The 20,178-nt window shown below is 53.8% G+C and carries 16 protein-coding genes; 4 read left to right on the top strand and 12 right to left on the bottom strand.

The window, feature by feature from the left end:
* Positions 1-313 precede the first annotated feature (313 nt).
* Entirely contained in the window at positions 314-706 is a 393-nt protein-coding gene (locus tag EFA69_RS08160; RefSeq protein WP_148041303.1) for a hypothetical protein, read from the top strand.
* Between the two features lie 108 nt (positions 707-814).
* On the opposite strand, the gene prfB is transcribed toward EFA69_RS08160, so the two are convergent.
* From prfB to EFA69_RS08110, 10 genes are all read right to left on the bottom strand, one after another.
* A protein-coding gene (prfB, locus tag EFA69_RS08155) for a peptide chain release factor 2 (RefSeq protein WP_123132607.1) occupies positions 815-1,892 on the bottom strand; the annotation gives its coding sequence in 2 pieces (ribosomal slippage) (positions 815-1,831 and positions 1,833-1,892; 1,077 coding nt in all).
* Positions 1,893-2,684: 792 nt separating this feature from the next.
* On the bottom strand, positions 2,685-3,755 hold the full coding sequence (locus EFA69_RS08150; RefSeq protein WP_123132606.1) for a branched-chain amino acid aminotransferase: 1,071 nt from the start codon (positions 3,753-3,755) through the stop codon (positions 2,685-2,687).
* A 60-nt stretch (positions 3,756-3,815) separates the two neighbouring features.
* The gene (locus tag EFA69_RS08145; RefSeq protein ID WP_123132605.1) at positions 3,816-4,367 is read right to left on the bottom strand and encodes a cob(I)yrinic acid a,c-diamide adenosyltransferase; all 552 of its coding nucleotides are present in this window, start codon (positions 4,365-4,367) and stop codon (positions 3,816-3,818) included.
* Positions 4,364-5,098 carry an ABC transporter ATP-binding protein gene (locus tag EFA69_RS08140; RefSeq protein ID WP_123132604.1) on the bottom strand — a complete coding sequence of 245 codons (735 nt, stop codon included), beginning with the start codon at positions 5,096-5,098 and terminating at the stop codon, positions 4,364-4,366. Before EFA69_RS08140 ends, EFA69_RS08145 begins: the two co-directional genes overlap by 4 nt.
* Before the next feature lie 10 nt (positions 5,099-5,108).
* Positions 5,109-8,159, bottom strand: coding sequence for a tetratricopeptide repeat protein (locus EFA69_RS08135; RefSeq protein ID WP_123132603.1), 3,051 nt, complete (start codon positions 8,157-8,159; stop codon positions 5,109-5,111).
* A gap of 6 nt (positions 8,160-8,165) precedes the next feature.
* Positions 8,166-8,453 (bottom strand): Asp-tRNA(Asn)/Glu-tRNA(Gln) amidotransferase subunit GatC, encoded by a 288-nt coding sequence (gene gatC / locus EFA69_RS08130; protein WP_123132602.1) that lies wholly within the window; start codon positions 8,451-8,453, stop codon positions 8,166-8,168.
* Positions 8,395-9,195, bottom strand: a complete 801-nt coding sequence (locus tag EFA69_RS08125) for a lysophospholipid acyltransferase family protein (RefSeq protein ID WP_123132601.1) — start codon at positions 9,193-9,195, stop codon at positions 8,395-8,397. The genes gatC and EFA69_RS08125 overlap by 59 nt, the downstream gene beginning before the upstream one ends.
* A 132-nt stretch (positions 9,196-9,327) precedes the next feature.
* Positions 9,328-9,897, bottom strand: a complete 570-nt coding sequence (locus tag EFA69_RS08120) for an NUDIX domain-containing protein (RefSeq protein ID WP_123132600.1) — start codon at positions 9,895-9,897, stop codon at positions 9,328-9,330.
* 112 nt (positions 9,898-10,009) lie between these two features.
* Positions 10,010-11,146, bottom strand: a complete 1,137-nt coding sequence (gene bshA / locus EFA69_RS08115) for an N-acetyl-alpha-D-glucosaminyl L-malate synthase BshA (protein WP_123132599.1) — start codon at positions 11,144-11,146, stop codon at positions 10,010-10,012.
* A gap of 23 nt (positions 11,147-11,169) precedes the next feature.
* Positions 11,170-14,124 carry a glycoside hydrolase family 3 N-terminal domain-containing protein gene (locus EFA69_RS08110; RefSeq protein ID WP_123132598.1) on the bottom strand — a complete coding sequence of 985 codons (2,955 nt, stop codon included), beginning with the start codon at positions 14,122-14,124 and terminating at the stop codon, positions 11,170-11,172.
* Positions 14,125-14,495: 371 nt separating this feature from the next.
* Here EFA69_RS08110 and mutL point away from each other — a divergent pair, with 371 nt between their 5' ends.
* From mutL to EFA69_RS08095, 3 genes are all read left to right on the top strand, one after another.
* Positions 14,496-16,352 carry a DNA mismatch repair endonuclease MutL gene (gene mutL, locus EFA69_RS08105; RefSeq protein ID WP_123132597.1) on the top strand — a complete coding sequence of 619 codons (1,857 nt, stop codon included), beginning with the start codon at positions 14,496-14,498 and terminating at the stop codon, positions 16,350-16,352.
* A 196-nt stretch (positions 16,353-16,548) separates the two neighbouring features.
* Positions 16,549-17,328: a rhomboid family intramembrane serine protease gene (locus EFA69_RS08100; RefSeq protein ID WP_123132596.1), complete on the top strand. Its 780-nt coding sequence runs from the start codon at positions 16,549-16,551 to the stop codon at positions 17,326-17,328.
* Between the two features lie 3 nt (positions 17,329-17,331).
* A complete protein-coding gene (locus tag EFA69_RS08095; protein ID WP_123132595.1) occupies positions 17,332-18,249 on the top strand; it encodes a rhomboid family protein in 918 nt (305 codons plus the stop codon).
* A gap of 151 nt (positions 18,250-18,400) precedes the next feature.
* Here the strand turns inward: EFA69_RS08095 and EFA69_RS08090 are convergent, their stop codons facing one another.
* Entirely contained in the window at positions 18,401-19,291 is an 891-nt protein-coding gene (locus tag EFA69_RS08090) for an SPFH domain-containing protein (protein WP_123132594.1), read from the bottom strand.
* Between the two features lie 20 nt (positions 19,292-19,311).
* On the bottom strand, positions 19,312-20,175 hold the full coding sequence (locus EFA69_RS08085) for a hypothetical protein (protein WP_123132593.1): 864 nt from the start codon (positions 20,173-20,175) through the stop codon (positions 19,312-19,314).
* Between the last annotated feature and the right edge of the window lie 3 nt (positions 20,176-20,178).

Below are 20,178 nucleotides of genomic sequence, written 5' to 3'. Positions count from 1 at the left end.
CCATGTGTTCAGAAAAACAGCCCCTTATGCGCATCAGTTCCTTTGCCCAACCAGATTAAAAGAAGTATCTTGGAGGAAGGTTCCGCAGTATTAGCACGTATTACTCCTACTGGTGTGGGCTGATTGCTATCACCTCTGGTTTTGGCCCAATTCTGGAAAAAGAGCCGCTAAACGCAAAGAAGTTCTGGAATACCGTCCTTGTTCTTCTTTCGTATGAAAGGTAAAATAGCTTTGTTCCTGCCCAAGCTACTACGGTTCAATAAATGAGCATGGAGCGCGTTTTCTAAGGTGTCTGTTCTAAAGTGAATGAAAGATGGAAAAGAAGTTATTTGCTGTCATCGTTTTGGTGTTAACGGTAGGAGCCGCCTTCGCGCAGGCACCTGCAGACAGTACCCAAACCATAGAGGCGCCAAAAGAGAGGCCGCACCTCCGCTACAAAGTGAAGCCCGACCGATGGGCTAATAGACTGGGCAAGTCCAGGAGAGGCGATGTAGTAGAATCTGCTGGGGCCGATGGTGTTCAATCTGAAGACGTCACTACTATTTACAGCAACATGCCCGTAGCCAAAATAGGCGGCGGAAAGCGCGGAATGCCTTCCGCTCCCATAGATTCCACCAAGCACTACCACCTCCGGAAGAAACGGTACAAGGTATTGCCCATTCCTGGCCATAAGGAAGAGGCCGCTGAGCAGGAAGCCAAACGCTAATTCCCTTTAATACGTTTAGCGGCTCTTTTTCTGGAAATAGGCCTAAAACAAAAATCCCCGCCTGACGTGTGCCAGGCGGGGATTTCCGTTCTAGAGGCAGAACGTAGATTAGCTCTGCATCAGGTAAGCTTTGATGTAGTCGTCCAGGTCGCCGTCCAGCACGTTCTGCACGTCGGTGCGTTCTACGCCGGTTCTAATGTCTTTCACCAGCTTGTAGGGGTGCAGCACGTAGTTCCTGATCTGAGACCCGAAATCAATGCGTTTCTTGGTGCTTTCCAGCTTGTCGCGCTCCTCGTTGCGCTTGTTGATCTCAATCTGGTAGAGCTGCGATTTCAGCATTCTGATGGCGTGTTCCTTGTTCATGAGCTGCGAGCGCTCAATCTGGCAGGCAATCACAATACCCGAAGGTTTGTGCTTGAGGCGAACGGCGGTTTCCACCTTGTTCACGTTCTGCCCACCGGCTCCGCCGGACCTGAAAGTATCCCACTCTATGTCGGCGGGGTTTACGTTGATCTCAATGGTATCGTCTACAATGGGGTAGGCAAACACGGAGGCGAAGGACGTGTGGCGGCGTCCGCCGGAGTCAAACGGCGAAATGCGCACCAGACGGTGCACCCCAATCTCGGCTTTCAGATAGCCATACGCGAAATCACCCTCAAACTGCAACGTGGCCGATTTGATGCCCGCTCCCTCGCCGGGCTGAAAGTCAATCTGCTTTACCTGATAGCCTTTGCGCTCGCCCCACATGAGGTACATGCGGTAGAGCATCTCGGCCCAGTCCTGGCTTTCGGTACCGCCCGCGCCGGAGTTTACCTCCAGAATAGCGCCCAATTGGTCTTCCTCGTTGCTGAGCATCCGCTTGAACTCCAGTCCTTCCACGGTTTCCTCAGCGGTTTTATATTCAGCGGCTATGTCTTCCTCAGAAACCTCGCCTTCCTTATAGAAGTCGAAGAGGACTTCCACGTCGTCTACGGCTTTGGAAGTGGTTTCAAAGTCATCGGTCCAGGTCTTCAGGCTCTTGGCTTCCTTCAGTACGGTTTCGGCTTTCTTGGGATCGTCCCAGAAGTCAGGGGCGGTAGACTGGGCCTCTATGGCGGTTACTTGTTCTTTCTTGGTATCGTAGTCAAAGATACCTCCTCAACGCCTCTACACGGCCTTTCAATTCTTTTATCTGGTCTTGGGTCATGGTTCAATGATGCTAGAGCAATAGGGCTTTAGCCGTCTGTACAAAGATAATAGATATAAGGGAAGTTGGAGAAAAGGTTATGCGCCAAGCCTGCTGCATAGGCTAGGTGCCAGAGCAACAATACGGTAACACGGCAACAGGCCAGGCAATGCCGTTTTGCCCCTGATTCAGGAAAAAGAGCCGCTAAACGGAAATCGGCGCAGCCGCTCGCAAGTGAAAACAAGTACTGAGTCAGTTTTGGCTTAATTTGGGAAAAAGAGGCTCTAAACGGAAGAACCCACCCCTACCCCTCCCGGGAGGGGATTCATCTGCTAGAGTAAGGAACTTGCTTGGGAGCTCAATTCATGCTGTAGGTTTTCCGCCGCCGCTACGCCTATACCACACGTCCCATCATTGCCGCCTCATCCGCGTTGAACCGGAATTCCCCTCCTTGGAGGGGTAGGGGTGGGTTTACTCCTGCTGAGCTTCCGGCTCAACCTACGTCAGCCCTTATTACCTGCACCTATTCCAGTCTTCCCATCGAGCACCTCGCTTGTGGCCAAGCAGGAAAGAAGCTAAGAGCCAACTACACTGGCCTGGCCGCAAGGGCAGTGCGAGAGGGGAAGACGGGGCCTCGCGGCCGTGAGCGCTTACCGGATAAGATGAAACAACATAGCTCTTAAAGCCATAGACAAACAGCTATTCCCAAGGCATCAGCCAATCCATTTCCCCCACGCATAAAATCTAAAAAGCGTTTAGGGGCTGTTTTTCCAAAAACAGCCCCTAAACGCTTATACAAAAATCAACGAAAGGTTATTTTACCGGCACTACCCACCCGTGTGGGTCTGGGGCCAATCCGTAACGGATGTTATCCAACTCCGCAGAGATCTTGTTGGAGAAAGTACGCTCGGCTACCGGTGGTAACATCATTTCCTCGCCCCGGAAGGTGATGGACTTGATGTGAGCAATAGTGGCGGCTGTACCGGTCCCGAAGGCGTCTTGTAGTTTGCCGGCTTGGTACGCATCTACAATCTCCTGTACTTTGATGCGGCGTTCCTCCACCGGCATGCCCCAGTCGCGGGCCAGTTGCAGCACGCTGTCGCGGGTGATACCGGCCAGGATGGAGGTGCTCAGGGCTGGGGTGACCAGGGTGCCGTCAATCACGAACATCACGTTCATGGTACCGGATTCTTCCACGTAGTTGTGCTCACGGCCATCGGTCCAGATGATCTGGTGGTAGCCTTCGGCGTGGGCCTGTTGGGCGGGCAGTAAAGAACCTCCGTAGTTCCCGGCGGCCTTCGCAAACCCAAATCCGCCTTCCACGGCCCGGGTATACTGCTCTTCAATCTTCACGCGTACCGGCTCGGCATAATAGCTGCTGGCCGGGCTGCAGAACACAATAAACTTGTACTCCGTGGCCGGACGCACGCCCAGCAATCCTTCAGACCCGAACATAACCGGGCGGATGTACAGTGAGTAACCCGGGCGCTGCGGAACCCAGTCAGCGTCTAAGGCGATCAGTTTCTTGAGGCCTTCCATAAATAGCTCTTCGGGGATCTCCGGCATGCACAGGCGTACCGCCGATTTGTTCAAGCGCGCCCAGTTGTCTTGCGGACGGAACAGCACCACTTCGCCTTCCTGGGTTTTGTAGGCTTTCATTCCTTCAAACAAAGCTTGGCCATAATGGATGGCGGCCATGGCCGGACTCATTTCAATGGGGCCATACGGCAGAATGTGCGGTTCTTGCCAGGCACCGTTCTTATAGTCAATGACCAACATGTGGTCTGCGAACACTTTCCCGAATTGCAGATTATCTAAATCTAAGTCAGCCAGCTGGCTGGCGGTAGTCACAGTGGTATGGATGGGCATGGATTCTGTTTGCATGTATTGGGTATTATAGGTGAGTAGTATACGTATTTCTGGCTCTTCTGAATAAAAAAAGCCTCACATACGAGGCTTCCAAGTTATTTCTTTTACTCCTAATTCAAAACCCAGCGCACGGCTAAGCACGAAGAGAAAGTCTGAAAGGCGGTTTAAGTACTTCACTACCAGATCCTCTACCTCAGATTCTTCCTGCAGGGCAATCACCAGGCGTTCGGCGCGGCGGCACACGCTGCGGGCCACGTGGCAGAAAGAAACAGCTGGGTGACCGCCGGGTAAGATGAAGTGGCGGAGGGGAGGCAGTTTCTCGTCCAGCAGGTCCATCTGTTCCTCCAGAAACTTGATGTCGGTTTCATAGAGGTCAGGGGTCTGCATTTTTACGTTTTTGTCGGGGTCAGTGGCCAGGGTAGAGCCAATGGTAAACAGACGGTCCTGTATCTCAGAGAAAAGCTCCTGACGGTTCTGGTTCACTTCCTGGTCCCGCACCACGCCTATAAAGGAGTTAAGCTCGTCTATGGTGCCGTAGGCTTCAATCCGTAAGCTCGATTTCTTTACGCGGGTGCCGCCAATGAGGGAAGTTTCGCCTTTGTCGCCGGTTTTGGTGTAGATTTTCATTCAGAGGAATTCAAAGCGGCGGCCTGTAGGGCGGGCACCGTAATGTTATCATTCATAATGTCAGACTCAATGAGGCCATCGCGCAGGCGTACAATGCGGTGCGCGTAATGGGCGATGTCGTCTTCGTGGGTTACCATAATGATGGTGTTGCCTTTGGCGTGCAGGTTCTCAAACAGGCCCATGATCTCATAGGAGGTCTTGGTGTCCAGGTTTCCGGTAGGCTCATCGGCTAAGATAATGCTGGGGTCATTCACCAGGGCCCGGGCAATGGCTACCCGTTGGCGCTGCCCGCCAGACAGCTCATTAGGTTTGTGCTGGGCGCGGGTGCCCAGGCCTACGCTGTTAAGGGCTTCCATGGCGCGTTCTTCCCGTTCGGCTTTGCCATACCCGGCATACACGAGCGGCAGGGCCACGTTCTCTAAGGAAGAGGAGCGGGGCAAGAGGTTAAAGGTCTGGAACACGAAGCCAATCTCCTTGTTACGCACCGTAGCCAGTTCATTGTCGGCCATGTTGCTCACGTCATTCCCGTTCAGGATGTAGGTGCCTGAGGTGGGAGTATCCAGACAGCCCACAATGTTCATGAGCGTGGATTTTCCGGACCCAGACGGACCCATGAACGCCACATATTCGCCTTTCTTTATCTCAATGGAAATGGACCGCAGGGCGTGGATGGTTTCGGTACCCATCTGGTAGACCCTGGAGATATTCTCGGTTTTTATGATGGTGCTCATATGGTTTTTGTTATTGCCATTCCTGCTGCAGGGCCTCGCTGGCCTTGAGTTGGGGCTCTATTTCTTGTTTAAAGGTAGCGTATTCCTGAGGACTTACCAAAGGTTCCAGCTGCTCCAGGCCCTGCAAGGCGTAGTCCCGCAGGCCCTGCGCCAGCGCCACTTTAACATAGGCTTTTCTAAGTACCACTGAAGCCGGGTTGTAGCCAATGCCCTCCAGTAACAGGTTGTAAGCCCGCATGGGCTGCTTCAGGTTCACGAAGAAATCGGCGGCAGCCAGATGGCCTTCTTCAGACCCGGGAGCCCGCCGTAACAGCTGGTTGTAAAGATTAGTCGCGGCCTTGGGGTTTTTATTACGCTGCGCGAGCAAAGCCTGGTAATAAAGTGGCACCCCGGCATCTGGCGCCGCAAAATAAAGCTTGGTTATTTGCGCTTGTAGTTCCTGCCAGTTCCCGGTTTGCCGCCACAGCTCCGCCTGCAGTACGTTGGCCTGCGACTTGAGCAGGTTCTTAGGAAAGCTTTCTGGGAAGTGGATGCGGAGTAGATTTTGTGCCGTGGTAACATTTCCTTCCTGTAGGTACCGTTCCACCAAGGGCAACGCCGCCACCGGGGCTAGGGCCGGGGTAGTAATGGTATTGGCTATTTCTTCTACCTGGGCAAGGGGCAGCGCGGCGGCATGTAACTCTAAAAAACGAACTTTAAGCGAATCTGGCGCAGAAACGGCTTGCACGGGAGTTAATTGGGTGGCAATGGCTACCTGCATGGCGGCCTTCTGTTGCCAGGGTTCTGGGAAATTAGTTGTACTAAAAGTAATCTGCTGCGCCTGCGAGAAATTTCCGGCCAAAGCCGAAGCCACCACGGCGTGTAAATGGGCATCTCGGTAACCGGCCTGGCGCGCCTTCTGGAAATATTCAGCGGCCAAGGGGTAAAGTTTGCTTTGGAGCATCCACTGGCCCAGAATGTCATAATAATATCCTGCCGCTCCGCCGCTGTTTGTCGCCAGAAACTCAAGCGTGGTTTTGGCCATTGCCGGTTGAGGGGGAGAAGCCGTGCCTTGCTGCAAGAGTAAGGATTTTATCAAAGTAAGGTCATCCAGAAACGCCTGGTTCTCTTCCTGCCGGAGCAGACTGTTCAGTTGGGAGAAGGTAGCAGTACTGTCTTGCTTGGTTCCAGACAAAAGCTGTCGATTATAGTACTGCGCGAACATCTGCGTGCTGAGGGTGCTATCTGTGGGCAGGGCAGGTAAGTTTGCTGGTGCAGGAGCGCCAAGTGCCAGGGCAATGGCTACCCGGTTGGTGAGTAAGGGCCCGTATGTTCCTGCCTCGTATTTTTGGGCAAATTCCTTGGCCTGTTGGGCAAAACCGTGACTGGCTAAGAAGGATAACTGATTGGCCTGAATCACCTCCGGTTCCTTGCTTTGGGCCAAGGCTGCGTCTAAATAATGTCCTGCTGAGTCAGCAAAGGACGTAGTGCCATACAACAGCCCCAGGTTGTTCAGAAGGGGAGCATGCTCTGGGAACCGTTTCACGCCTTCCTGCAAAATGCGCAGATGGTCAAACAAATCTGAAGACGAAGTGAAGAGGCTAGCCAAGCGCAGATACCCCTCCGGCGAAGGTTTCCTTTCCAGCGCTTCCTGCAGGCGGTTCATCTCCAACGTTCGGCTGCCCCCCAAACGGTACAGATCGGCGAGCGAGAAACTGGAGCGCTGGTTGTTTCTGGACTGGATACTGGCTTCGTTATAAAACTGCTCCGCCAGGAGCGGGCTGTCTTCCGTCTGGCGGTATAGATCCCCTAGGTAGTTGTAGTAACCCGCCTGGTGCTGTAAATAAGCGGCGTAGTTGCTGCGCAAAAGCATGACTACCACCAGCACGGTACCCATGAGGTAGACTGTGAAGTAAGGCAGTTGCCTTGGATCATACACCACTTTATACACCCGCAACTTCTGCTTAATGAGCGGCCCGAAGTTGACCAGCACATAAATAAAGAAGGCCACCCCGTACGCCAGGTGGGTAAGGATGACGCTGCTGCGGTAGGCCTGCACCAAAGGATCATTGGCCAACAGAAAGGCATAGCCCAGGTTCAGGAACGTGAGCAGGGCCAACACCAGGTACAAAGGCGCGGCCTCGGTTTCAAACCTGAAAAAGCGGAGATACTGACCCTGTCGTTGTTTGAGTCCCCATAGGCCCACCAGTGCGGAGCAAAGGAAAACCAGCAGTGCATCAAGCCCCGTGAAATCAAAATCAAGCATGCCCGTTTGGCGCAGGTACAGCAGGAGTAAATTACCCAGGTACAAGACACTGATGAGCACAAACTGCACCAAACCAAACCTTCTCTGTGGCTGTTGGGCCTGCGTATTGAACCACAGCAGGCCGTGCAGGTTCTCATAGGCTACCAACACCATGAACAGCAGAGAGGCCACAAAACTAGCCAGGGTGCTGTAATTAACCACATGAAGGGCTGTGAGCTCAGCCGGCAACGGCGAAAAATAGAACAGCGCTCCGCTGAGAAGCACCAGCAGCACGCCAAAAAACAGAAAGCGCAGCAAAAAAGATACCTGGGTCCAGAAAGCCTGAAACAGAAAACTACCTCCTCCTAAGACTACCAAGGCCACCAGCAGCAACAGGTTGCTGGTCTGGGAGAAGATATCCAGTAAATCCAGGTTGAAGGTGGAGAGCCAGAGCATGCCCAGGAGCACAGCCCCATAGTATGGCATCCGCTTAAGCGTGCTGGCCAGCGTCCAGAAGAAGGTAAGCGCAACCACCAATCCCACAAAATAGGCCCAGGTGGCCCAGAGAGGAAGCTGCATGTCACCTATCACATACCGCTCGGTGACCAGGTAGGCGTTTACTTCTACGCGCAGGGGCGTGAGCAGCGGGGATGAAGGGGAAAGATGGGCCTCGGCGGGGAAAAGCTCGGCTTGTTTCTCCAGCGGGAACACGAGGTCCTGTCCTTTGAAAAAACCGTAAAAGCTTAAGGCCATGGCACCAAGCACCATGGCCGTTAACAGGAAATACAAAAAACGACGGCCAGGCTCCACCGATGGCCAAAACGGGAAAAGCTTCATTCAGGCTTACTCCAGTACTTTAGGAACTCTGAAATAGTCTGAGTCTTTGCGTGGGGCCAGCCGCAGCGCATCTTCATGCCGAACCGTATTTTGCGCCACGTCTTCGCGCATCACGTTCAGTTCCTCTGAGATATGAATGAGCGGTTCCACGTTCTGGGTGTCCAGCTGGCGGAGTTGGTCTACCCAATCCAGGATGTTGTTCAGGTCTTTGAGCATTTCCTGCTCTTTGGTCTCATCAAACTCTAGCCGGGCTAAGTGCGCCAGCTGGCGTAAGGTTTCTATGTTGGTGCTCATTGTTTTTCTGATCTAAAGTCTGTTGAATAAGGGTGAACGTCTGTTCCTTCAGGGTTTCCAAATCCTTCAGGGTTAACCCGATGGTGGAAATAGGCGGATGGATGATCATCTCCAGCGGATGGTACCGGATGATGAGTTTGCCCTTCACGTCTGGCAGGAACAGGTGGTTGTACGGCATGGTAATAGGCACCAGCGGCACCTGTTTCTCAATGGCCAGTTTGAAAGGACCGTCTTTGAACGGTAGCAGATTGCGGCCAGACTCCGGCGAGATTTTCCCCTCGGGAAAAATGACCACGCTGCGGCCGGCATCCAGGCTTTGCTTGGAGGCGATATAGGCTTTGGCGCTGCTGATGGGGCTGTCGCGGTCTACGGAGATGTAGAGGGCATCATAGATTTTCCCCCACAGCGGCACTTTGGTCAAAGACTTCTTGCCCACAAAGTTCAGGAAACCGGGCACGGCGGCCAGAATCATGGGAATGTCTATGTACGAGCTGTGGTTGGGCGCAAAGACGTATTTCTGGGCCGGGTCCAGGTGCTCCATGCCTTTTACCGTGACCGGCATCAGGTACATGCGCAACTGGAACTTAGACCATAAACGGTTTAAGGTATGCGCGTGCTTTAACCGCTTAGGGTTAGAGATGAGTACTCTGAACAGGGGGTAAGAAGTGAGAAACGGTAACACAAACCAGGTGGTACACCACACGGAGTAGATTTTTTTGCCGATTCCTGTTAACCTTTTCATCTTTCCCAAAATTAGTAATTATTAAGAAAAGCGCCATATGCGCGGCTGGCAAAGCTTGTTTTGCCCTGTTTTTGGAAAAACAGCCTCTAAACGGCAACGCTTCCCACCCGCACAAAGTGCCAAAGAAAAGAGTTATTTAGGTCGGCGGGTTAAGAGGATTTTCTCGGCCTTCAGCAGGCCGGCCACGCTAATGGCATCGGTGATCTCGCTGTCCATGACCATGCGCACGGCTTCGGGCAAGGGCAGTTTCCAGATCTTGATGTCCTCCGTCTCCTCAAATTCGGTTTCGCCCGGAGTTAAATCCTCGGCCAGAAAGATGAAGCCTTCCTCGTCGGTCACGGAGTTGGAGGTATGGATGCGACCGATGTTGGTCCACTGGGTGGCGGTGAAACCGGTTTCCTCCTTGAGCTCCCGCTTAGCCGACTCCAGCACGTCCAGTTCCACAGGGCCGCCACCCATGGGAATCTCCCAGGAATATTCGTGAAGGGGGTAGCGGTACTGGCCCACCAGCCAGGTGTTGCCTTCCTCATCTACCGGAATAATTCCAATGGCCTTATTTTTCATAGACACCACCCCGTAAATGCCTTGCCCGCCCCCTGGGTTAATCACCTGGTCTTCGCGCACGCTGATCCAGGGGTTGCTGTAAACAGGTTTAGATTCTAAGGTAGTCCAGGGGTTATCTGTGGAATGCTGTGGTTTCATAGAAATATTGGGTACAGGTTTTATGGTGAGGTACTACCCGTTTAGGGGCTCTTTTCTGAAAAAGAGCCCCTAAACGGGTAGAGTGTTTTTAAGAAGAATTAAGAGCATTAGGTTACACTTGGCTGCGCACTGCGTCGGCGGCCTGCTGGTACACCTGTTCGTAGAGTGGTACAATTTTACCTATCTCAAACTCTTTAGCGCGGGCCAGGGCGTTGGCTTTGAAGGTGGGCAGCTGGTCGTCCTGGAGCAGGAAGAGCGTGTTCTTGACCATGTCTTTCACGTCGCCCACGTTGCTCACAAAACCGGTTACGCCGTGCACGTTGAGCTCTGGCAGACCACCGGCGTTGGAAGAGATCACGGGAACCTCGCAGGCCATGGCTTCCAATGCCGCCAACCCGAAGCTTTCCTTCTCTGAGGGCATCAAAAAGACATCGGCAACGGAGAGGAGTTCTTCCACGGCTTCCAGTTTGCCCAAAAAGCGCACATCCTGGCAGATGCCCAGCTTGCGGCACAGGTTCTCCATTTTGGGGCGCTCCGGCCCATCGCCCACCAGCAACAACTTGGACGGAATCTTCTCCCGCACCTTGGAGAAGATCTTGATGATGTCGCCAATGCGTTTCACGCCCCTGAAGTTGGAGGTATGCACCAGCAGCTTCTCCCCGAAGGGCGCAATGGCAGATTTGAAGTGGTCTTTCCGCTGCTTCTGAAAACGCTCCAGATTGATAAAGTTAGGAATGACCACAATGTCTTTCTCTATAGGGAAATGCTCATAGGTTTCTTTGCGCAGGTCATGGGAAACAGACGTAACGGCATCTGACTGGTTAATGCTGAACGTGACCACCGGTTCATAAGAAGCGTCTTTGCCCACCAGCGTGATGTCTGTGCCGTGCAGCGTGGTGATGACCGGGATCTGAATCCCTTTGCTCTGTAAGATCTGCTTGGCCATAAAGGCCGCCGAGGCATGCGGAATGGCATAGTGCACGTGCAGCACATCTAAATGCTCAAACTGCACAATGTCTACCATTTTACTGGCCAGCGCCAATTCATAGGGCGGGTATTGGAACAGCGGGTAATTGGGGATGTTCACCTCATGGTAGAAGAGGTTCTCATTGAAGTAATCCAGGCGGGCAGGTTGGCTGTACGTGATAAAGTGTATCTTATGCCCCTTCTGTGCCAGAGCCTTGCCTAACTCCGTGGCCACCACTCCGCTACCGCCAAAAGTAGGGTAGCATACAATTCCAATCTTCATGCGTGTATAGGTTTGCCGCTAAGTTACGGTTTAGGCTCTAACGATTGATATACTACGTCGTGTATACGGGTCCGGATGTTGTACTTGAGCAGCTTATCATTCTCTGCGTCAGGATAGACACGGTTAGAAAGAAAGATATAAATAATATTGTTCTCTGGGTCTAACCAGGTGCCGGTACCTGTGAAACCGGTGTGCCCAAAGGTGCTGAGCGGAGCCAGGTCAGAGGTGGGACCGTTGCCTTCGGGTTCCGGTTTGTCCCAACCCAGGCCGCGGCGACTGTCTTTACTGGCATTTTGGGAGAACTCAGTCACCACCGGCGTCTTGAAATACTGCTGCCCGCCGTAGTTCCCGTTCTGTAAATCCATCTGCATGAGAATGGCCAGGTCATTGGCGTTGGAAAACAGACCGGCATGCCCGGCCTTGCCCCCTAAGAGGGCCGCGTTCCCATCATGCACCGTGCCTTGCAGCGGCGTATCTGATTTGTAAGCCGAAGTTGGGGCCGTTGGGGCGATCTGCTCTTTCAGGAACTTGTCCAGCGGGTTAAAGGTAAGTGTGCTGGTGCCCAGCGGGGCGTAGAAGTTTTGCTCCAGGAAGTCGGGGAGGGGCTGGTTGAGCAGGCGCTCCGCTATCCGTTTCATAATGTGCAGGCCCAGGTCTGAGTAGCGGTATTCAAACTTGCCGTTGGCGGTTCTTCTTCCAACCAGCTCAGACGTAACCGTCCATTTCCAGACCGAATCTTCCAGTGATTGGTTACTGTACACGCCGGGAACTACCAGATTTGGGTACTTCACTGACGGGAGGCTGTCATAGTACAAGGGATTGAGCGTGCCGTTGACCATGGTTTGTTTCCAGAAGGGGATGTGGGCGGCCAGACCGGCCTGGTGCAGCAGCACATCGCGCACGGTAAGGCTGGCTTTGTTGGAGCCCTTCAATTCCGGAAGATAGGTTACTAATCTTTCATCCAGCTTCAGACGGCCCTGGTCTTTGAGGAACATGACCGCCTGTAGGGTGGCGGCAACTTTGGTGATGGAGGCCAAATCATAGATGGTTTTCTCCGTAACCGGCTGGTTGCGTTCATACGTGTAGTGACCGTAGGCTTTCTCCATGACCACGGTGCCGTCCTTTACCACCAGCACCTGACAACCCGGAGTAGCCGCATACGCGATGGCCTCTAAGGCAATGTTGTCAATCTGTTTTAGAATGGAAGAATTCATGCCCACACTCTCAGGCATAGAATATTTAAGACGACTCAGGGATGGAGTAGAAATCCCGCTACCGGCCTTAAATTTGGTGGAAGCAGTCACGGGCAGGCGGCCGTTGGCGGGCAAAGCCCCAAACAGCACCTGGGGCACTACCCTACGCGAAACGTCATTGTCTTCGTACCCGCACACCAGCCAATCAATGGATTCAAAGTTCCGGAGGCTGTAGGCGTTGCCCATCACCACCACCACTACTTTTTTGGTGGGGTCACGCTGCAGTTCCCTGATGAACCCTAAAGCGTTGCCAGACAGGTTGAAATTGTTCCCGGGGTTGTTGTTCAGTTTATGGAGCGAAACTACCACTACGTCGGCGTCGGCTATATCTCGCTTGATGCCCGCGTACACGCTGTCTGGGGCAAAGCGGCTGGGAATGGCAAACTTCCTGAAAGGAGCGTATTTCTCCAAGGTTTGGGTAAAGGTGTTGTTCAGGTCAGCGCCTACGGCTACCGTGGCAAATACGGTGGTGTCAAGTACCCGGAAGGGCAACAGGTCATTCTTGTTGGCTACCACCGTTACCGCCTGTTCATACAATTGCTGCTGCAGTACCTGGCTTACGGGACGGCTCAGGTCTTGTGAGAGGTTCTCTACCTCTACCGGGGTGTACTGGTTCAACCCTGCCCAATACTTGGCGTGCAGCATCTTTCTTACCCGCAGTTCTATTTCCTGCTCGGTGATGGTGCTGTCAGCAAGGGCTTGTTTGATGTTGGCAATGGCTTTGGGCACATCCTCAGAAAACAGCAGCACGTCATTGCCTGCTTTGAGGGCCAGGGCGTCTACCTCACCGGGTTTGTGGTATTTGGTCACGCCTTTCATGTTGAGGGCATCCGTGAACACCAAACCCTCATACTGCATTTTGCCTTTGAGCAGGTCATTGACCAGATAAGGAGACAGCGTGGCCGCCCGGTTGGCGATGGAATCTAGCTTGGGTACGTGCAGGTGGGCTACCATCACGCCCATGACACCCGCGTCAAAAGAGCGCCTGAAGGGGTATAACTCTACTTCAGTGAGGCGGGCCATGTCATGGGTAAGCACCGGCAGCGAGAAATGGGAATCGGCGTCGGTGTCACCGTGGCCGGGGAAGTGTTTGGCTACCGCAATAATGCCGTGGTCTTGCAAACCTTTGATGTACGCGATGCCCCGGGCCGTAACCTGCTCTTTGCTTTCGCCGAAGGAGCGGTTGCCAATCACGGGATTCTTGGGGTTGCTGTTCACGTCTACCACCGGCGAGAAATTGACATGGATGCCCAAGCGTTTAAGCTTGAGGGCAATCTCACGGCCCATCAGGTACACGTAGTGGTCATCGGGCAGGGCGCCCAGAGTCATCTGCTTGGCGAAGTGCATGCTGCTGTCCAGGCGCATGTCCAGGCCCCACTCGGCGTCAATGGCCACCAGCAGCGGTACTTTGGAGATACTTTGGTAACGGTTGGTCAGTTTGGCCTGGCGTACCGGGCCACCCTGCATGAACATGACGCCGCCAATGCCATATTGGGTAATCAGGCTTTCCACTTCCCGCACGTGACTCTGGCTTTTGTTGGAGTAGGCGGCCACCATGAAGAGCTGCCCCAGCCGCTGGTCTGGCGTAAGGGATTGGTACACACTGTCAACCCAGCGCTGCTCCTGAACAGAAATGTTGCCCCGGCCCCTGGGCCCGAACCCCGATAGAACCCACCAGGCACCCATTACCACCGTCAACAGCCCCAGGCTATATCGCTTTAGCATTTCGCAACGCGTAATTTAATTTGAATAACTGTTTCATAGGGCTAATTTCGCAGAGAGAAACTAGCCGCGGCTAAGCTGGCGCTGAGGCGTTTTGGGCTCGTTTTGGGAAAAACGGCTCCTAAACGGAAATGTTCAGCGCGAATCCTCCTGCGGTGTCCTCTTCGGCCTCTACCGGCAGTCCGGCACATTGGCCGGGACAGGGGAGGCAAAGCAGTGAACCAACAGAGGGTGAGGGAAGTTAGGCCGCTGTTTAAGCTGGTAATATTACTCAAAATTTTGCTTTTATGCCTTAAAAGTTGGTTGAACCAAGCGGTTGCACGGCTGGTTCACCTACCAAAGGCGCTAAAATTATACTACGCAGGGAAGTTTGTATGACAGATATTATCCGTTTATTGCCCGAGAACCTGGCCAACCAGATCGCCGCCGGCGAGGTGGTGCAGCGCCCGGCCTCCGTGGTGAAGGAGTTGTTGGAAAATAGCGTAGACGCGCAAAGCACCAGTGTGACCTTGATCATTAAAGATGCGGGGAAACAACTGATTCAGGTGGTGGATGATGGCGTGGGCATGACCGAGACCGATGCCCGCATGTGCTTTGAGCGCCACGCCACCTCCAAGATTAAAACCACCGAAGACCTGTTCCGGATCAGGACCATGGGCTTTAGGGGAGAGGCCATGGCGTCTATTGCGGCCGTGGCCCAGGTAGAACTGAAAACCCGGCCCCGGGGAGGCGAACTGGGTACCTGCCTCACCATTGAAGGCAATGAGGTGGTCAAACAGGAGCCGGTGGCCATGGCCGAAGGCACGGTGGTAAGCGTGAAGAACCTGTTTTTCAACGTGCCTGCCCGTCGCAACTTTCTTAAAACCAATCCGGTAGAGATGCGCCATGTTCTGGATGAGTTCCAGCGGGTGGCGCTGGCTAACCCGGAGATTGCGTTTGCCCTGTACCAGAACGAGGTGGAGGTCATTAACCTGCCCGCCGGTAAACTGAGCCAGCGCATTGTGAGTGTCTTTGGCAAAGACTACAAAGAACAGTTGGCCTCCTGCGAAGAAACCACGCCGTTTCTGACCGTGAGGGGGTACATTGGAAAACCTGAGTTTGCGAAGAAAAGCCGGGGCGAGCAGTTCTTTTTCGTGAACAACCGCTTCATCAAGAGCCAGTACCTGAACCACGCGGTGCTCACCGCCTATGAGGGCCTGCTGCCCAAAGACAGCTTCCCGTTCTACGTGCTGTTCCTGGAAATAGCCCCCGAGACCATTGACATCAACGTGCACCCCACCAAAACGGAGATTAAGTTTGAGGACGAGAAAACCGTGTACGCCATTGTGCGCGCGGCGGTGAAACAGAGCCTGGGGCTGCACAACATCACCCCGTCTCTGGATTTTGGGGCCGATGTGAATTATATACCGCTGCAACCCATGAAGTTTCCGGCTTCCATGGACTTTGACACGGCTCCGGCCCAGGCGCCCAGAGCTTCTTCGGCCCCTAGCCAGGCAACCACTTTTACCAGCCGGGCTTCCGGAGGAGGCAGCCAGCCCCGTGAAACGGAAAGAGAATACTTTGGCTCCACACCTACCCGTGAGGTGTCGCGGGCTACTTCTGAAGACAGCAGCCTTTTCCCCGAGGAGGAAGATGCCTTCGCGGCGGCCGGCAGTGTGGCCGGTGGTTCCAAAACCCTGCAGGTGCACCAGAAATACCTCATGGTGCAGGTAAAGTCCGGCTTGATGGTGGTAGACCAGCAGGCGGCGCAGGAACGGATTCTGTACGAGAAATACAGCCAGGCTCTGGGCAAACGCACGGGCGCTTCGCAGCAACTGCTTTTCCCGCAGACCCTGCAACTCTCGCCCGCCGACTTTTCTCTGGTGATGGAGCTCTCTGAGGAATTTACCGCGCTGGGGTTTGTCTTCAATGATTTTGGGAACAACACACTAGTGGTGAACGGGATACCGGCAGAGATTCCGCTGCGCGATGAACGGGAACTCATTGAAGGCCTGCTGGAGCAATACAAAAACAACCAGAGTGCCTTAAAGGTAGACCGGCAGGAGAACCTGGCCCGGGCCATGGCCAAACGGGTTGCCTCCCGCCTCACGGGCCGCCTGAGTGACCAGGAGATGAACGCGCTGGTAGACCGTCTGTTTGGGTGCCAGGTGCCCAATTATACGCCCGGGGGCCAGAAAACGCTGGTGATTCTCAAGACCGAGCAGTTACAGGACCTTTTCCTGAGGAACTGACAGCACGGCCGCCGAGCACGTAGATAAAACGAGGGGTTAAGATAGGCAAAAGGAGGTACCTGTAACGTACGTTTCTGCGTAGAGCGGAGACAGAACCCGTACTTTTGGCCGTTTATGAGGGAGAGAATGGGCGAAGGTTTATACTTTTGCCCAGGTTCTACGTTTCCTATTTACTGTACTTACTAAACCCTTCGCTATGCCACCCATCACGCCCATGGTGCGTAACCTGCTTATCATTAACGTACTTATGTACTTTTTGAGCGATAGGCTTTTCCCTACTGAGCTGTTTGCCCTGCATGATATGCGGTCAGAGTTGTTCCGGCCGCACCAGTTCGTAACGCACATGTTCATGCACGCCAACCTCATGCACCTGTTCGGGAATATGTTCAGTTTATTCATCTTCGGGCCGTTGCTGGAGCGTTATTGGGGCGAGAAGCGTTTCCTCATCTTCTATCTGGTGACCGGATTGGGGGCCAGTTTGCTGTACTCGTCTATCCGGTACTATGAGATCAGCCTGGTGTTGGATGGGGTAACCGCCTACATGCAGAACCCAGACCCTATTGACTTTAAGAACCTCTTGGAGACGGCCGGGATCAACATGCGGAACATGGAGTCTTTTCTGGTGGAGTTCAACCGCAACCCAACCAATGCATCGGCCATCATGCAGTCCAAGGCTTACGCGTCTGGTCTGAGTGAGGTAGTGCTCAACAGCCCTATGCTGGGCGCCTCGGGGGCGGTGTTTGGGATTTTGATGGCGTTTGGCATGCTGTTCCCCAACACAGAACTCATGCTGCTGTTTTTCCCTATTCCCATCAAAGCCAAATATTTCGTGTTTATGTACGGGGCGTTTGAACTGTACTCAGGCGTAAACCGTATGCCCGGCGACAACGTAGCGCACTTCGCCCACCTGGGCGGGATGCTCTTTGCGTTTATTTTGCTCAAACTCTGGGAACGGAGACGCAATAACTTCTACTAACCTATGACAAGTATTTTTGACGATATCAAATCGGCGTTCAGCCGGGGGAACAACTCCCTGCACCAGCTCATCTTAATCAATGTGGTGGTGTTTGCAGTGTTGATTATCCTGCGCACTATTATGACCCTGAGCGGGTCTGGCGGGCTTTTCAGCTACCTGCTTACCTTCTTCGTGATTTCCTCAGACCTCACGCTGTTCGCATACCGGCCCTGGACGCTGTTCACCTATTTCTTCACCCATCTGGAGTTCTTCCACATTCTGTTCAATCTGCTCAACCTGTACTGGTTCGGGATGCTGATTAGAGAATATCTGGGCGACAAGCGTTTGGTGAACCTGTACGTGCTGGGCGGCTTGGCCGGAGGCTTGTTTTACCTGCTCACCTACAATACCATCCCGTACCTGCAACTGCGCGGCGATTCTTTCATGATGGGCGCCTCTGGCAGCGTGATTGCCGTGATGGTGGCGGCGGCCACGCTTTTGCCTAACTATACGTTCAACCTCATTCTGCTGGGCCCTATCCGGATCAAGTATATAGCGGCGGTCATGGTGCTGCTGTCTATCTCCGGAGCCGTGGGAAGTAACGCCGGCGGAAATATCGCCCACTTGGGCGGGGCCATTTTAGGCTTTTTCTACATCAGGCAACTACAGCGCGGGTCAGACTGGGGCCGTCCGGTGCAGGCGGTGCTGGACTTCTTCAGAGGGCTGTTCCAGCGGCGGTCACGGCTGAAGGTTTCCTACAAGAACCCAGACCGCCCGTACGCGGCCACTTCTTCCGCAGCGGGGCCAAGCGGCGGCACCAGTGCCCACGGAACGCCATCGCAGATGGAGATTGACCAGATTCTGGACAAGATTTCGGTCTCAGGGTATGAGAGCCTCACCAAAGAAGAAAAGCAGAAGCTGTTCAAGGCGAGCCAGAAATAACCGTTTCCGTTTAGGGGCTCTTTTTCTGAAATAGGGCTTAAACTGATCTTCCACCTGAACCCCAAAGAAGGCCCCGCAGTACAAACTGCGGGGCCTTCTCTTTTTATTTTGCGTTTAGGGGCTGTTTTTGGAAAAAGAGCCCCTAAAGGGCTTAGCCTTTGCTGCTCTTGAGCATATCGCCTATGGCACCAATGTTGCCCAGGGTTTCCACGGCGGCGCTTGGCATGAAGATTTTGTTGGCCGGCCCCATGGCTAGTTTCTCCAGGGCCTCAAAGGAGCGGTAGGTGAGCACCCGCTCGTCCAGACCGGCTTCCAGCAGCAGCCTGATACGGGCTTTCTCAGCCTCGGCAATCTCCGTGATGGCTTTGGCCTGGCCCAAGGCGTCCAGTTCCACGGCGGCGCGCTCACCTTCGGCCTTCAGGATCTTGCTGGCCCGGTCGCCCTCGGCGCGCAGGATCATGTCCTGTTTGGCGGCTTCGGCTTCCAGAATGGTGGCGCGGCGGTTCCGTTCGGCTTTCATCTGCTTGTCCATAGCCTCCTGGATGTCCAGCGGCGGTTTTATGTCGATGACCTCCACGCGCTCAATGCGCACGCCCCATTTCTCGGTGGCTTCGTCCAGGGCGGTCCTGATCTCGGCCGAAATCCGCTCGCGGCCCGACAGGGTCTCGTCCAGTTCCAGGTTGCCTATGATCTGGCGCATGGTGGCGGTGGTGATGTTGCGCACGCCCAGCACGTAGTCAAAGATGCCGTAGGTGGCCTGCTCAGGGCCCACCACCTGGTAAAACACGATGGTGTCAATGAGCACCTGCACGTTGTCGCGGGTGATCACGCTTTGGGGCGGCACGTTCGTCTGCTGGATACGCAGGTCATGGTAAATGCGAATTCGGTCCACGAAGGGGATGAACAGGTTCAGGCCCGGGTGCATGAGCCGCTGAAACTTGCCCAGACGCTCCACCACACCCACCCGCTGCTGCGGAATAATGCGGATAGAAAGCGCCATGAGCACAATGACGGCGGCCAGAATGATGAGAGAGGTGGTCATAATGAGAAAGGGTGTAGTGGTTATTTTCTTTTGTCACGCAGCTGCTGCTGGTGTTGATTTATTTTTTCCCAAGCTTCCTTGGTGAGGGTGGTCAGTTGGTTTGTTTCGCAGTTCCAGACGGAGACATTTTTAGGAGTGACCACATAATGGTGTTTCCAGGTGGTGAATTTCTGGTACAGAAGCAGCGTGCAAATATCAGTGGCCGTGAAATGATCGCCGGTTTCTGGGAGGTGGGTATGCATGGAGGCAATGGCCGGCTCAGCTTTTCCGTCTTTCACGTTGGGGCTGGTTTGAATGGGAATCAGACTTTTGTGCAACTGCTTGACAGAACTGATTTTATTTGTTTTGTCAAATGTGAGGAGGTAATCGTTTCCGAAGAGGACAACACCCTGCGTGGTTGGCCCGGTGAGAACGTACACTTTTCTCTCTTCCTGCTCAATAAGGGGAATTAGGTTGAGGTTGGCGTTGCTGTAGCTTTTGAACAAGGTGTCACTGTTGATTCTGGCCAGCGCCGCCTTTCTTATGGTAAACAATTCCTGCTCCCGGGCATTGAAAGGGCGGGCCTGCTCTTCCAGGGTAGCCTGCTTCAGGTCAAAAGTGGGTTCAAAGGAAGCCTGCGCAATGACGGAAGGTTGCTCTTCGCGCGTGAAGAAAATGCATTTGACTTTGTCACCGTCTGGATAAGAGAGATAACCGCCCAGCAGGTTCGCCTTGGTTTTGAGTTGGGCCATGAACAGGTCAGAACCATGCCAGGAGGCCATTTCTGATTGGTAGAGGCGGGTGCCTTCCTGTAATAGCGCCTTGTCTTTGTCTGAGGAAGCGTCTTGGGCCCAGGCTGCTTGGCAAAGCAAGAAGGAGAGGACAAGGCTGTAAAGTTTTTTCATATA

Origin of the sequence: Rufibacter immobilis (assembly GCF_003721565.1) — a bacterium.
GTDB lineage: Bacteria > Bacteroidota > Bacteroidia > Cytophagales > Hymenobacteraceae > Nibribacter > Nibribacter immobilis.
This window is presented reverse-complemented; position numbering and strand designations above follow the sequence as displayed.